The 15,328-nt window shown below is 65.3% G+C and carries 6 protein-coding genes and 1 pseudogene; 2 read left to right on the top strand and 5 right to left on the bottom strand.

Annotated elements, in window-relative coordinates; genetic code table 11:
- Positions 1–694 precede the first annotated feature (694 nt).
- From AB0924_RS09945 to AB0924_RS09930, 4 genes are read right to left on the bottom strand one after another with little or no spacing between them, the layout of a single operon-like run.
- Entirely contained in the window at positions 695–2,497 is a 1,803-nt protein-coding gene (locus tag AB0924_RS09945; RefSeq protein ID WP_366911098.1) for a DUF1998 domain-containing protein, read from the bottom strand.
- Entirely contained in the window at positions 2,478–5,657 is a 3,180-nt protein-coding gene (locus AB0924_RS09940; protein ID WP_366911097.1) for a helicase-related protein, read from the bottom strand. The genes AB0924_RS09945 and AB0924_RS09940 overlap by 20 nt, the downstream gene beginning before the upstream one ends.
- Positions 5,654–7,171 carry an NERD domain-containing protein gene (locus AB0924_RS09935; protein ID WP_366911096.1) on the bottom strand — a complete coding sequence of 506 codons (1,518 nt, stop codon included), beginning with the start codon at positions 7,169–7,171 and terminating at the stop codon, positions 5,654–5,656. The genes AB0924_RS09940 and AB0924_RS09935 overlap by 4 nt, the downstream gene beginning before the upstream one ends.
- Entirely contained in the window at positions 7,168–11,880 is a 4,713-nt protein-coding gene (locus tag AB0924_RS09930) for a DEAD/DEAH box helicase family protein (RefSeq protein WP_366911095.1), read from the bottom strand. The genes AB0924_RS09935 and AB0924_RS09930 overlap by 4 nt, the downstream gene beginning before the upstream one ends.
- 1,554 nt (positions 11,881–13,434) lie before the next feature.
- Here AB0924_RS09930 and AB0924_RS09925 point away from each other — a divergent pair.
- Positions 13,435–14,366: pseudogene (locus tag AB0924_RS09925) on the top strand (IS5 family transposase).
- Positions 14,367–14,369: 3 nt separating this feature from the next.
- Here AB0924_RS09925 and AB0924_RS09920 read toward each other — a convergent pair.
- Positions 14,370–14,804: a hypothetical protein gene (locus tag AB0924_RS09920; protein ID WP_366911094.1), complete on the bottom strand. Its 435-nt coding sequence runs from the start codon at positions 14,802–14,804 to the stop codon at positions 14,370–14,372.
- Positions 14,805–14,910: 106 nt separating this feature from the next.
- Between AB0924_RS09920 and AB0924_RS09915 the strand changes: the two genes are divergently transcribed.
- Entirely contained in the window at positions 14,911–15,327 is a 417-nt protein-coding gene (locus tag AB0924_RS09915) for a hypothetical protein (RefSeq protein ID WP_366911093.1), read from the top strand.
- Position 15,328 lies beyond the last annotated feature (1 nt).

The raw sequence follows: 15,328 nt of genomic DNA, 5'->3' as shown, positions 1-15,328 counted from the left end.
TAGAAGGTATGGGGCACTGCTGTCTCGCCGCCCAGGTTGTGAAACTTCCGCATCACCATCGACGGCATCGAGCGCACCGCGACCACCGCCAACCGCTCTGTAGCGCTGTCCCTCGTCCAGTGTGGCGGTCGGTGCTTTCCTGGGCGGCGACGGTGAAGAAAACGTTCTCGCCCAACTCGGCTCCGTGCGGCGCCTGGGGCCCCCAGTCAGGTGGCGCACCAGGCCCGGGATGGCGTCCCGCTTGGTGGTGTAGCCGATCAAGGCTAGGGCGTACGCCTGTGGGCGTGTGCGGATAGGGATTCCGCTCCCCGCCCAGCTGGCGGGCCACATGCATGATGGGGCCGTCTGACGATCACCAGGGTGCGGGCGCCCGATGGATGTTGAGGGGCGCCGCACGCTGCTGAGCCCGCGCATAGCCGCAGTCCGTGGACCATCTGTGGACAAGGAAGCGCCACTTGCCCGGCTAAGTGCGCGTGACCTGCACGTACGTCGAGGACTGCAGCGCCCTCCGGAACTGTCGCAGCAGTGCAGGGCAGTAGATCGAACCCGTCGGCCGGCGAAAACCATAGTGTCTGCCGTGAACAGGCTGATCAGCACCTCGAGGTCCGGAGCGGCGGTGACAGATCCCGCCTGGCGGTGACCGAAGATTGCTGCTTTGCGGCCCCACAGCATGCGCTACGGGGCCGCAGGGTAGTCACCTGGGCCGTCGGACGTCCGTCAGAACGTCGTCCAGCAGTCCTCTCACATCGCTTCCGCCCAGGACCAGCTGTCGATCCAGTAGCCGGTTTCCGGTTTCGCAGGAGGTCTCACTCACCAGGGAGCACCCGTGGCAGGCCGAGAGATTCAGCTGTGAGGCTCCCTGGCGGTCGCTTTCGATGCAGACCGGGTCGTTGGAGCAGAAGTCCGCGTCATCCAGGGCTGCCACCAGGAGTGGGATCAGCTTCTTTGGATCCCCGAGCCTGACGAGACCGCCAAGTGTCCCCTGGGCGTCCCCTGCCGCGGTGTAGATGAGGATCCCGGCGGTCTTGTCCGTGCGGTCGGAGTTCGCGTAGATCCTTTCCTGCAGCGAGGCAGACGCGTAGCCACTGGCGAACGCCAGTCGCCGGATGAGCAGGTGCGCCAGCGTGTGCAGGGCGATGTACCTGGGTTCCGGCACGTCGAGGCGGCCGGCCCAGGGAGAGTCCGCCCTTCTCTTTTTGAGGATTCCGGCGCGTGCCTGAACCTCCGGCTGTGCCTCCCATGCGGCGAGCTTCTCCTCGTCGAACCGCAGGAAGATTCCTTCCCCGAACAGTTCGATCGCAGGGTAGGTGGGCCGATACGACTTGTCAGCCCCCAGATCGGCGTCGATCAGCTTCGCTTCCGCGTCGTGGCGTCGGAACCCCCGCAGGGCACGGACCTCCCGCACCCGGCGTACCTGTCCGATACCGCTGATCTTGCCGAGGAGGCTCTGTGGTCCTGCGAGCCCTTCGAGGCTTCTCCCGTCGACGACGAAGTCGCTTCCCGTGCGGTCGCGTCCTTCCTCGAGTTTCTTCAGGAACGCCGACCACTCACCGTCCTTCAGGTCGAGCAGCAGCTCACCCGCAGGGCTTTCCTCCCCCGCCGCGACTCCGAGGACGGTTTCCGCCGTCACTCCGAGATCGTCGGCGATCAACTGCGCCAACACTTCCGACTGAGGTCCCCCGTTGTCGGTCACGACTTTCCCGAAGAGCATGTGACCACGGATCTTGTCGGCCGTCTCCGCGGACTGCGGGCGCTCCTCCGGTATGTCGAGAGCCGAGATTCTGTCGGCGATGTAGTTGCCCGTGGCACCGCGCTGCACGGCGACCAACTCGTACGGGCAGGGCTTCTTGACGGAGCTCTCCGGCTCCCAGGGCTGCCGTCCCGCGCAACGGATCCCGTCCTGGTGCAGGGCCCCCTTCGTCACAAGATCCGCGAGCTTGCGCTCGTTCTTGCACCCGTAGCACTTCACCACCAGGGCCGCGAGGCCTTCGCCGCGGGTGGCCAGCTTGTGAAACCTGAGTGCCTTGTAGTCACGGCAGAAGCGGACCGCTTCGTTCAGGCTCGCCGCGCGCCCACGATGCGCCCACTGGAACCAGTTGATGTCCTGGATGTGGCTGCCCTTTTCACAGACGGCGACATATCGCATCGGTACGAGTGCGCCGCCGCAGTCGCAGGTGTTGCTCCACTTGCCCTTTTTCCTACCGGTCAGCTTCGAGAGCTTGTCGCAGCGCTCGCAGAACCGCCAAGCGGGAAAGCGCCAGTACGGCAACGCGGGGGTTTCCTTTGCGGCGCGGCCCGCGTGCGCCGGCGGTTGTCTCAGGACACCGGCACCGAGGCGGGCCATCAGACGCTCACAGCTGATCTCATGGGCGAACTTCTTGTCCCACCAGGACGTGTCCGGCGCCATGAGCGACTCGCCTCGCACGTCGACGATCGCTCCCACACCGAACGGTGAGATCGTCTCGGAGAGGCGCAGGTCATGCCTGATCTTCTCCATGGTGCACCTCCTCCTGCGGTTCCTGGACCTCGACCGCCACGTTGGGCTCCACGGACCTCATCGAGTCTGCGACGAGCCACCCTTCGCCGGGCTGGCCGAACTTCTTCAACAAAGCTGCCTGGTCTTTCTTCGTCCGCTGGTAGTACAGAGGCTCGCCCGACTCCCGTGCCTGGCCTGCCCGTCGGTCCCAGTCCCTCAGGAGGCTCCATACGGCGGAGCGTGTTTCCGGGGCTTCGAGGCCGTCGGCGCGCGTCACGTAGCCGAGGAACCGTTCCACGAGTCGATCGACCGCTTCGCGGATCCTGTCGTCCCCGAGGTCGAACCGACCCGCCGCTTCGTTCGGGGCGAGAGCAGTGAACGACTGCCGCAGCAGTGCCACGAGCGCGCCGGCGAGCGATCGCTCGCGCGAGGCCAACGACCACGGCGTGACACTCGTGGGCTCCACGCTCCGGTAGAGAGCCTCGTGGTAACCACGGAAGGTCTCGAAGTGCGACCGATCACGGGCCCTTCCCGACCGGAACAGCGTGACGACGACGCCCTTCGTGTCTCCACGTCCGACACGGCTCGTAGCCTGGATGTACTCGGCCGTGGTTTTCGGCTGCCCCACCATGAGCATCAGCGCGAGCCGCGGGATGTCGATGCCCACGGAGAGCATGTTCGACGAAAGGACCACGTCGACAGCCTCCGGCGACTCGTCGGCCCTGACCCTGAGCGCGCGGAGATCGTTCGGCAGCTCCTCGGCTCCGCGACGGCTCGTCAGTTCCAGAACCTTCCCCGCCCTGACGGGCCGCAGCGGGAAGCCGAGCCTCTCGGCTCGCGGCTCCAGACGACCGTTGACGTCGTCGACGACCAGCGTCCCGGTACGTCCGAGCTCGCGAAGACTGTTGTGGTACATGACCAGCGTCCAATACGCGTCCCGTGACGCTGCGGACGGTGCGCGGGCGGCCAACGCCTCCGGCATCTCCACCATGGGGGTGACGGCTGCGATGACGGCCGACGGCTGCGAGACCGACTGCGGCATCAGGCCGACGTAGAGACGTCCTTCTTCGCTTTCCACCGGGCGGGAGAAGAAGGTCCGGTCGTCGTCGAGTCCCGAGGGCGGATACAGGGCGACCTCACGCCCGTAAAGCCCCTCCACCTGCTCCTCGGACGCGCGGATGGTGGCCGTCGAGGCCACGATCTTGGGACTGGAGCCCGACCGGCTCAGCAGGAGCTGGATCACCGCGTCGAAGACGGCGACGGTGGTTCCGAGCGGCCCCGAGAGCAGGTGCAGCTCGTCCTGGATGATCATGGATGGTTGCCTGAAGGTGGTCCCGAGACCGAGCAGCCTGCCCGCTTCCGGCTTGAACTGCAGACGCGCGAACTTGTCGACGGTGGCCAGGAGGATCGTGGGCGGTTCCTTGTACAGCACCTCGTCGACGACCGCGAGCGGGAGCTCGCCGGCGAAGTCGCACGACGTGTCGACACAGTGGAGCACGACGTCCACGCCGTCCAGGCGCATGCCGTAGTCCTCTGGCTTGTCGCTCCTGAGCCTCGGCACCAAGGGCGTCAGACACCAAGGGCAGCTCTCGACCTGGAACTCGTTCGCCTCTTCCGGGCGCGCGGCCCTCTGAAGCCGCTTGAGTGCTTCACGTGCGTCTACGCGCGTGCCGGGGGTGACTTCGTTGCCCACCCACAGACCGATCGAGAACGGCGCCATGCCTTTCGCCCGGTCGTCCGTGTCCCGCAGCCGCTCCATCGCGCAGACCAGTGCCGCGGCCCGTTGGAACTGTTGAGAGGTCAGGAGCCGCAAGGTGTAGCGGGTGATGACGGCGGTTCCCCCGCCGGCCGTGCCGTGAGCGAGCCGTCGGCGGAACACCTCGATCGCGGCGAGACCCAGGTATGCCTCGGTCTTGCCGCCACCGGTCGGGAACCAGATGAGGTCGACGAGGTCCCGGTCCTTGTGCCCCTCATCGATGGTGGAGGCCAGCGACACGAGCAGGAAACCGAGCTGGAAGGGGCGCCACCGGGGCTCCGACACCTGCTCCTCCGGCTTCCCGCGGTTGATGGACGCCTGCCGCATCTGAAGACGCATGGCGGCCATGCCGAGTGAGAAGGCCGTTCGAAGGTCCTGTCGTCCCGGCGCCCGGAGGAGGTCTATGCCTTCCCTCATCCTGTCGACGGCGTCCTGCGAACGCTCGGCGATGCGGACGGCCACGGCCCTGTCGTCGCTGAACGCCTCCGCCCGTTCCATCTGTCGGGAGGCCCAGCCGGCGAAGGCCTCGAGGAAGGCGTCCAACGATCGAAGGACCGCTTCGGGATCCTTGTCGATCTGCTGGAGGTGCCCCAGCTCCAAGGCCTCGGCCTCGGCCGTCCCTTCGTCGAATCCCGTGGTCTCGACGGCGGGCACCACGAAGGCCGGCACGGGCTCGAGGAAGACCTTGGCACAACGGCCCTCCGCAAACTCCCAGTCCGCTGCCATTCCGTGCCCGACCGCGTAGACCTTTCGGTTGCGATATCGCAGGCGCAGCTCGGCGGCTTCCGGGTCGGTATCGATCGAGCGCGTCGTGTCGTACTCCCGGATCTCCGCCCCGGCGGAGGGAGCGGCGGCCAGGTGGACCTGAAACAGCGTCCGAGGGATGTCGTGTCGGTCGTCGCCTGTTGATTCGGTCAGGACCCGTACGTGGACGGTGACCAACGAGTCGCCCTGGAAGTCGCGCCACCGCGTCCCGATCTCGACCGAGACTCCACCCACGGAGAGGCGCTCGGGCCCTTTTTCCCGCCGGAGGTCGAGGCCGTCGACGGAGAACGGAGTACGCCGCCATCTGGGCGGCCCGTCTCCCTCGACAGCGGCGTACGTACCGCACGAGAAGTCGACGTCGACCGAGTCGCCGTCGGTGACGAAGGAGAGCGCGACGGACGAGGGCTTCCAGTCCTCGGCCAGAGGGACACCGGCCCCGCTCTCCTCGACATCGCCGTCGGGGACATCGGCCGATACCTCTTCGTCCGTGTTCCCGTCACCGTGAGAGCCTCGTGCCTCGGCTTCGACCGGGAACAGCATGCCGACGGCGTACTGCCGGTGAGGCAGGTTCGCCGTGACCTCCTCATCTCCGGCCTCGGGCCCCACGTAGGAGGCTCGTAGATGGTGAAGGGCCTCCTTCTGGGCTGCTGTGAGGTTCACTTCCCAACCTGCTTTCGAAGAAGATCCTGGAGCCGCTTCTTGTCGTTCTTGGACGCGACCACGTGGAGCGTGACCCGCGCCCGCGTGACAGCCACGTAGAAAGCGGCGAGTCCCCGGTCGTCATATTCCTGGGGCAGGTCGCAGACGATGACGTGCTCTGCCTCCAGCCCCTTGGCGTAGCGGGGGTTGGTCACGAGGAATCCTGCCTCGCTCCTGCGCGGCTCGGCGTCCTCGGACACACTGATGATCCAGATGTCCTGGCGGCGGGCCCCGTTCGCGACGAGGTCGCGAGCCACGGTCTCGGCCGCGGAGACACCAGCCGTCCCGTCGGACCACCGCCATTCCACTCGGTCGCCATGGACAATGCCCGGGTCCCCGACGTCGGCGCCAAGGTACTCCTGCACGACGTGGACGATCGCACGGGTGTTGCGCACGTTCCGGTCCAGGTCGTACTGGAGCGCCTCCTGCTGGACCAACTCGCAGACCTCCGGGTCGAACTCGCCGTCGACGCGTGCCTGGTTGTTGGGGTCGAGGAACATCCTCCACCGGCCGCCTTCTCGACCCCCGCGGATCACGGCGTCCAAGGCATCCATGCCGCCGGCGTTCATGAGGTCCTGTGCCTCGTCGACGAAGACGACGTCGTACTGCTTGTCACCGGACAGGTCCGCGAACGGAAGGAGATCGATGTCTCTGCCCTCGATCCGCGGGCCGAAGAAGTCGACCAGGGCGGGCGAGTGAAAGGTGATGAGCACCGACTTCCCTTCGCTCGCCTCCTGCTTCGCGCCCTCCGCCAGCACCAGGGATTTCCCGGTGCCCGCGCCACCGAAGACGAGCATCCTCGGGTTCCGGGAGAGCGCGGCCAAGACCCTGGCCTGGCCCTCGGTCGCTCGATTCTGCTCCTCCAGCACGGCGCCCCGCTGCGCGTCGATGACGGGCATCCTGGTGAACTCACCGAAGAGGCGGGCCCGGAGCGTCTCGGACCGGGCGACTCTGATTCCGTAGGGAGCGGTCCTCGCTTCGCCGGCGACCTTCTCGAAGGCTTCGGTCAGTGCGGCAATGCTCATCTGCTCCTTGGCCCACCAGTGGCTCCCCTTCCATTCGACGGCTGCCGGAGGCGCGTCTATGTCGGGGGTGAGGGCAACGGCCTCGGTCGCGAACCAACCGACGCCTTCCTCCTGGAGGATGTCGCGCAGCGCGTACATCGCCGACTGCGCCTGGTCCATCGGCGACTCGCGCAACTTCTTCCAGTCACCGTGGCGGTCGATGGAGTACCAGACACCGTCGTACTTCCTGACGCCCCCGCCCTTGACCTCGATGATGATGACGACGCCGTTCCAGAGCACGACGAAGTCCGCTTCCCCCTGCTGCTTGACCACGTGACTCCGCAGCTTCACGGAGTGGAAGGCGACTGCGTCGGCGGGGCCGTCGATCGCTCGCAGCAGTCGGGCCACCCGCCGCTCGGCGTTGCTGGTGGTGGTCGCCTCGATGTCGGCGAGATCCGGTATGAGGATCACGATCCCTGCTTTCGCCAGAGGCCCTCATAGGCACGGAATCCGAGGAAGTCGTTGACCGCGCCGAAGTTGTCGGCGACGTCCACGATGAGGCACTCCTCCTTGCCACCGTTCTCAGGACCACGCAGACCGCGGCCGGCCATCTGGATGTAGGCGCTGGGACTGAACGTGGGCCTCGCGATGTACAGCGCCCGGACGCCGGGCGCGTCGAATCCCTGGATCAGCAGGTCGCAGTTGGCCAGAACCCTGATCTCGTTCCTCTTGAACCTCTCGATGACGTCACGGCGCGTCTGCCGTCCGGTCTGGCCGCTGACCGCCTCGGCCGCTACCTTCCGGTATCGCAGTGTCGCGGCGAGGACCTGGGCGGACAGGACGTTCGGCGTGAACACGAGGATCGGCCATTCCGGATCCCGCTTCAGGATGTCGTCCACGAGGATCTTCATGCGGTCCTGGTCCCGGCCAATGCGGTCGAGGACCTGGGGCTCGAGCCTGCGCAGGGACCGCACCTGTGCAAGTTCGTCCGGATCCAGCGGGACCTTCACGCCGTCCAGCACTTCGTGTCGGACCCTGGCGAGGACACCTCTCTTCGAGAGCTCCTGGTACGCATTGCCGTCGAAGGCGCTCATCTTGTGGTGCCCGAAGCGGGCCGCCAGTTCCTTCGTCGGCTCGGTGACGTCGCCGCTGCCCTTGAACGGCGTCGCCGAGATGCCCACCAGAGGCCGTTCCCAGCTACGACCGTCGACTCCGAGCCACCTGAGGATCTTCGTGTACATCTTCGACCCGCCGGCCCGGTGCGCCTCGTCGATGAACACCGCGGAGGCCCTGCTCAGCCACTCGTATTCAGGAGTGTCGGCCACTCGGTCGAGCTTGGCGTCGGTGGCCACGACCACACTGAACTCGGTGTCCGGTTCGTGGACGACGTTGGTGTTCCAGAGCCGGCCGATCGTCAAAGGACGCTCGTCCCCGAGCCAACGCCAGACGGTGCCGAACGTCTGCACCGCCTGCTCGCAGAGCTCCTCCGACTGCGCGATCCAGAGCACGGTTCCGCTCATGTCGCCGTCGACGAACAGCCGCAGCACGGTTTCGGTGGCCACCCGGGTCTTCCCGGCTCCCGTCGGGAGCTCCACCATGCCCTTGAGCGCACGACCGTCCCGTCCCCGGGACGTCAGGACCTGTTCCAGTTCCTCCCTGATCTTCTCCTGGAAGTCATGCAGGGGCTTGAGCTTTACGGCGCCGGGCACGACGAACTCATCGTCTTGGTGTCGGGTGCGACGCCCGGCGTACTTGGCGCCGAACCCCATCCTCCGCAGCCAGGCGACGGTCGACGCTCTCCCCGCCCATGTCGTGGGAACGTCCGTGTACCCCTCAGCGCTGAACTCCTCCGCGAGAAGCTTGATCGAGTCGCTGCCGTAGACGGTCAGGAAGAGCTCGGCGACAGACGTGGAGCCGTCCACCAGGCCCTGGCCCTTAAGTGCCTGCCAGAGTCCCTTCGGCAGGTTCTCCTTCAGCGTGTCGTCACCGAAGTAGATCGCCAGCCGTTCCGCGTCACTCGACGCGGCCCGGGCGTCCTGCCGTTGCGTCTCGAGATGTTGGTCGACGCGTGCCTGGAGGATGTCGCTCAGCTCGGCGTTCGACAGGCGCAGGTCGAATGCCTCGTTGACGATCTGTAGGACACGCTGTTCGTCCAGGTCCGCTTGGACCACGAGGCTCAGTCCTTGGAGGTGCCATTCGAGCGACTGGTCCTCGACACCATCCTCCGTGGTCGCGCGCTTCGTGATCTGGACGGCCTTCGCCACGGTCGCGTTCATGACCTTGTCCTCGACGAACGTCGAACGCAGTCCGGTGTACAGGTCGAGGACGCGCTCCTCGACCTGCCGACCGTCGACCAGCAGCGAGAAGGTGAAGCTGTCCTCGAATCGACGGCATCCGACTATGTCGACGAACTGCTCTGCCTCGTCCTGATCAACTTTGAGGTACGGCTTTTGCTTGGAAGTGAGGAACACGCGTTCCTCCTCGGTCGTCGCCAAATACACCGCATCGGGCCGCCTCGTCTCGATGATGCGTCCCACCCGAGCAGGGATTAGTACCGGATGCCCGCCCGGGTAAGCCAACCTACTTGCGGTGAGGACGAATCCCGTCAGCGCCGGGTTGCTGATGGGTGAGGTGACCTCCGTCTGGAGGGCTTCACGCAGTACCTCCGAAGGAACCTCACTCAAATCCTTGGGCAGCGACAGAGCGTCCTCAACATGGCGCAGTCCTCGGAAGAGAGGCAGCAGGGCCTCATACTCGACGAGCGACGCGGAGACGACGCGACCGGGCCCCCGGTAGCCGCGAGTCGACTTCAGCAGGCCGGCTCGGGCCACCGCCCATCGAACAGGAGACAAGACCCGGTGACTGAGCCCCGTGCCGATGTCCGTGCAAAGCCAGTGACCTGCCTGGTCGAGCCTGAGCAGTCCGTCCGTCCACCGCTCGCGAATGAGTTCGGACGCGCCCGCCTCCTGCAACATCAGAAGCGCCGAGAACGGACCGGGGCCGTCTCCCCTGTCGAACTCGACCTGCTCGATGGGGCGCTCACCGGGCCCGAGCCTCCGGTTCAGGTCATCCAGTACGTAGTGGCAGTACGCCTCGAAGTGGACCTCGTCCTCGAGCGAGTACGAACTCACCGGCTCCGTAATGACGCCCGCCGCGTGTGCTAGCTGAGGGACACACTTCGTCCGATCCAGGACTCGAGCGGGGGCACTGTCTCCGAGGCCGTCGATGTCCAGCACATACGTAGGCAAGGCCCAACCACCGTCCCGCGTGGGAACCTTGAGAGCACCCGCCTTGTTGGCCGCCACGACCTTTTGCGCTTGCGCCATAGGGGCCTCAGTTGCGGCCTCCCAGAGCTTCGGAAGTTCAAGTTCCTCCGACTCCGGTGTCAGCATGGCCATCCTGGCCTCGAATTTCGCGAGCGAGTCCAAGTCCCGGAACCCTGCGTCAGCAAGCTTTCTTTCGACACCTGGGATCGCAAGGAAGCCCGGTTCGACGAAGCACGCTCCTTCAACGTCGATGCCGTCCACGCGGTGGAGATAGATCCGACCTCGTTCCCTGAGGGACCGCATACCGTCGGTCGTCGGCACGACCTTTGCAGAGTCGACACCGTTCGGGTTCCGCAGGACAAAGTCGAGAGCCTTAGCAGCAGAGCCCATATCCGGCCCCCCTGCCCACTCAAGCAGCCAGGAGAGGATTCCCCTCTTGTTGCGCATGCTCTCCAACGCCTTCTTTTCGTCTCTCGGCCGCGAGTCGGAGAAAGCGGGAGAGACGCTGCACAGATAAAGCGCCCTCAATCGCGTCAAACGCTGGGGACTGGCGTAACAGCGCCAGTGGGGCACATTATCACCGGTGTTCGGCGACTTGATCCACTCTTCGTGATCACGCTCGGTCACAGCGGTGACACCGAAGTCAAGGGGACGAAGATCCGATGGCGTGCGCAGTGCACCGATCGCGTCAGGGATCAGCGCCTTTTGGGATCCCAACTGCGGGACATGGGCACAAAGCATCTCGTCGCCGTACGAGTGGGTCTCCCGACCACGCGCCGGCATGTAGTCCAGGTGCACTGCGGGGTCGTCGACGGACGAGACGTTCGGCAACACGTCGAGGAACATCTCAGAGAGAGTCACCAGGATCTCTCGGTTGTACCCATTCTGGAGCAGCGTGGTGCGGTCGTCGTTGACGCTCCAAGGCGCATTGAAGAGCGCGGACGCGGACGTCTTGTCCTGGAGCGGAAAATATGACCAGAACTCACCAGTTCTCAGCTGGGCAAGACGTGCCGGCATGGCCACCGTGACCTTCACCTGGTTACGTGACACCGCCTCACCAACCTCAGCCCGCGCCTCGGGACTGGGAGTGTGCATCTGATTCTTGACATACCACTCGTCGTGGTCGCCGTCGGGACGCTCGATCCGGAACTTACCGCCGCCGAGGTCTCGTGACACGTGGCTCGTCACGAAGCCCGCGTCGGTCCCGATCACTCGGAGGCGGACTTCGCGGACCGCGCTGACGAAGAGGAGAAACTCAGAGCGGAAATCCTCGATCTCCTTCTTGAGGTTCCCCAGCTTCGAGGCGCGCGGCAGCTTGACGATGGTCGCCGCCCACTGCGCCAGCTCACCTAGAATCGGGTCCTTCTCGAACTCAGCCTCGGCATCGATTCGCGTCGCCGTTCTCAAGATCGGAAACCTTTTAGCCGTCGACCCGATAGAAGCTATCGTTGTCTTCGCCTTGGAAGAGTTGAACTCGAAGGAAACCGATCGACTGAAGACCTGCGGAGCATCGCTGACGGCGAGGACCGATTTGAACCCGAGGCCGAAACGCCCGATCTCGTCGCCCCTCTTCCCACTGAGGTGCGCGTGAGCGATCGCCGTGAGGCCGCTTCGCGAGAACGGACGGCCAGCGTTCGCGCAGTACAGAGTCTGGTGGTCAAGGTCAAGAACAATTTCGACCCGCCCAGCTCCCTCCTCGTATTCGTCGGCCCCAGACATTGCGTCGGCCGCGTTCTGTACCAGTTCTAGAAGCGTGCGGTTGGAATAACCGCCGACCCGTATGGAATCCTCATGGTTGGCGTGCTCCGTGATCAGGTTCGGATTCGCACGATACGAATCAATCGCCCGCCTAAACAGGTCGTCAACCTCGCTGACCAGCCCCGGGTCAGGGACCCACTCGGCACGCTTACTCATCACGACTTCACCGCCCCAACTGCTGCCACCACACTGCGTCAGTGACATACCCGCATTTACGTGAACTTTTAACTACGATTGTTCTGGTTTTATTTGGCGCATCACATCGCACGCCGTCGACCTGCTGCGGACCGTAAGAGATGCCACCGACCGGCCAGTTTTCGAGGCTTCGCGAACGAGTCCTCGACACCCCCTGTCTCCGAACGCACAACTTGCTGAAGCCCGCAGGAGGAGTTGACCTCTTGACCCTCGCTGCGACAAAGGCGCCCTGACGCCAGCGATCGGGGTTGACGGCCTGGCATCGTGCATTCATTGCCAGGAGCAGCCGAACGTACCTTTGCCTCAGTATGCGGATATGCAGACTGGACTCGGATCTCAAGCCTCTGAGGCAAGCCCGATTGCACTGGAAGCGTGAGCCTTTAACGTCGACCCTGCGTGGACCGGTGCTGTGAGAGCGGCTCTGCCAGACCCAGCCGCCTGCAGCAGGGTCGCCTTTTGCGTGACTGCAGGATCAACGAAGCGCCCGAGCCGCCGCCTGACCTCCCGCCAGGCACGCACAGCATCCTTCACGAGTCCCCCTCATTCGTGGAGCTTAAGCGTTCAACAAAACATCACTACAGGGAACCCCCTGTTACCGATTCGCAATCTACGTGTGGCATGGGGGGGCTGCCGCAGCACAGACCTCACGTCGTCAGAAGGCTTGCCTGCCAGGCAAAATGCCTCACACTGGGAGCCGTGTCGACCGAGCCACCGGCCACCTCTACGGCGATCCACTGCCTGGAGTCTCATCTCGATGGTAAATGAATTGATCTTCACGAATCCTTGGGTTAGCACTCAGTTCAAGAGTTCAGGAAACCCTCGGGAAGCGGAAGCTGTTTGGCCGAATCCACTGAGGCCGGTAGGGCACACCACCGAGTGAGTGCGCCCTTCGTGCGCCCCCGTACCACCCACTGAGCTACGCAACGGCTCACATCGTGGGGCCTCGTTCCGACCCAGCGGGCACGACCTCTCGTGCCGAGCTGAACACCAGCCTTCCCTGGCGTCTGCGACAGTTGCCGTACTCGGAGGAGTAGCGCCCTCCGTCCCCCAATGGGGGTCCCTCCACCGCGAGCTCCAAGGCATGAGCGGTGCGGGCAGCAACGATCCCCCACGGGGGCCCACGGATACGTGGACCCAGGGCTGTGCCCGGCGAGCTCTCCGTGCTCTCGGCACACACATGGTCCCGAACGCCACCGGCGTCCTAAGGCTCCAGTCGTCGACCTGTGCGGCCGCCGTCGACCCGAACCCGCAGAACTTCCAGGTCCAGCTGGTGATCGACCCTCCCGCGTAGCCGTCCTGTGAGCGACATTCCGGGCCATGCCGGACGGAAGGGTCGCTCCCCTTCGTGACAACTGGGGGCGGCGGCACGAGGTCCGGGCGCGCCACCTATCAGATCGCCGACGACGGTGGCCCGTGGGGCGCGAAGCACGCCTTCTGGTTCTCCAGACCCCGCTCCCACTAGGACTTGTCCGGCCGATCATGTGACTACTTCGTGCCCGAGTCGTTGCTGTGGGCATGGGGCGGGGTGATCTGACGGATGCCGAGTGGGAACGGCTTCGGCCGTTCCTGCCGGTCAGCAATGGGCGTTGTGGCAGGTGGCGGGATCATCGGCAGGTGATCGACGGGATTCTGCATCGGGTGCGGACTGGGGTGCAGTGGCGTGATCTGCCCGAACGGTTCGGGCCGTGGAAGACCGTCTACGAGCGCCACCGCCTTTGGTCGGCCGACGGAACCTGGGAACGTCTGCTCCAGCAGGTCCAGGCCGCAGCCGACGCCGCAGGCGAAATCGACTGGGACATCTCGGTCGACTCCACCATCGTCCGCGCGCATCAGCATGCGGCTGGCGCCCGCACCGATCCGCCTCCGGCCCCGGGGTCAAAGGGGGGCGAAGGAATGGAACACCAGGACGAGACGCCGTGGAAGAGTCTCGTTGCCCGCCTGGTGGAGGTGGTGCTGGAGGTGAGGGCCTGGGCCGCTCGCGGGGCGGGTTCACCAGCAAGCTACATCTGAGCGCGGACGGCCGCTGCCACCCGCTGTCCCTGATCGTCACACCAGGTCAGCGGGTGGACTGCAAACAGTTCAAGCCGGTGCTGGAGAAGATCCGGGTGGCCAGACCTGGCCTGGGACGGCCGCGCAAGAAGCCGGACAGCCTCGCAGCCGACAAGGCTTACAGCAACGGCCCCATCCGCGAGTACCTGCGACGGCGGGGAATCCGCCACACCATCCCGGAGAAGACTGACAGTGAGACCGCCCGCCTACGCAAAGGCGCACGTGGCGGACGGCCGCCTGGCTTCGATGACGAGCGCTACAAGAAGCGCAACACCGTCGAGCGGGCGATCAACCGCTTGAAACAGTCCCGGGCGGTCGCCACTCGCTACGACAAACGCGGCTACGTCTTCCTCGGCACCGCCACCGCGGCGGCCGTCGCCACCTGGCTCCGAACATGAACTCTAGGCGACCCAGCAGTAGACGTTCTGGCTCTGGCGTCGGGCGCTGCTGACGAGGGCAGCCACATCACCCACGATCGCGTCGGCGATCTCCGCATCGATGACCTCGCCATCCTCTGCACGCCGCTGAGCCCATGAGACAGCGACGTCACGCAACCTGGAGTGCTCGGCGTCCGCCAGTGCACTGGACAGGCGAGGCGAGATCGCGAAGACGACGCACCCGTCATTGTCCTGACCGGCGACGACACGAGGCTCACCGGCTTCGACGAGTTCCTCGAAGCTGCCGCCCGCCAGAAGGCATTCCCACTCGAGCACGGCCTCCTCGGGATCGAAGCTGCCGAAGGAGAGCGACTCAAATGCCCGTTCCGGCCCGGTCTGGAGGGTCAGAGCCGCTGACGTGTCGTCCGGCGCCACGAAGAACTTGACGATGGTGCTCACACGGGCATCATGCCTGACTGCCCGTGATCGTGATCGGCCGGACAAGTCCTAGCCGTTCTTCTCCAACTTCCCTTCCCTGTACACCCGCCGCCACTACGCTGGCGAGATGGTCGACGTGGGGGCCGGCGAGCTCAGCACCAGCCGTGAGAGGCTCTTGAAGCAGGCGCAGGCCGCCGAGAGCGTTGGGGACACTGCGGTCTGCGGACTGTTGTACTTCTACGCCGCCGAGTGCGCGCTGAAGGCCGAGGTGATGCGACGGCGCTCGCTCTACATGTCCACGGCCCAGCTCCCCGCCGACCTGCGGAGCCACGACCTCCGCAGGCTGGCGAAGGAACTCAACCTGCGCGACCCCGTGACCCGCCCGGACCCGCTCCGCTGCCGCCGCCACAAAAATGGCGGTTGGATCGAAAGTCATCAGCTCCATGAGGCATGGCGCTATGGTGCGAGACTGAACGACGATGATCAGAAAGCAGCGCTCGAAGCGCTGAAACAACTGGTGCGGGATGCCAGGAGAGGATGCTGAG

It is taken from the genome of Streptomyces sp. NPDC047869 (genome assembly GCF_040704065.1).
In the GTDB taxonomy this organism is placed as follows: domain Bacteria; phylum Actinomycetota; class Actinomycetes; order Streptomycetales; family Streptomycetaceae; genus Streptomyces.
This window is presented reverse-complemented; position numbering and strand designations above follow the sequence as displayed.

Bases quoted from the DNA above. Each gene is read 5' to 3' on its own strand.
- AB0924_RS09945 (WP_366911098.1), bottom strand. From the start codon at position 2,497: ATGGAGAAGATCAGGCATGACCTGCGCCTCTCCGAGACGATCTCACCG.
- AB0924_RS09930 (WP_366911095.1), bottom strand. From the start codon at position 11,880: ATGAGTAAGCGTGCCGAGTGGGTCCCTGACCCGGGGCTGGTCAGCGAG.
- AB0924_RS09915 (WP_366911093.1), top strand. From the start codon at position 14,911: ATGGTCGACGTGGGGGCCGGCGAGCTCAGCACCAGCCGTGAGAGGCTC.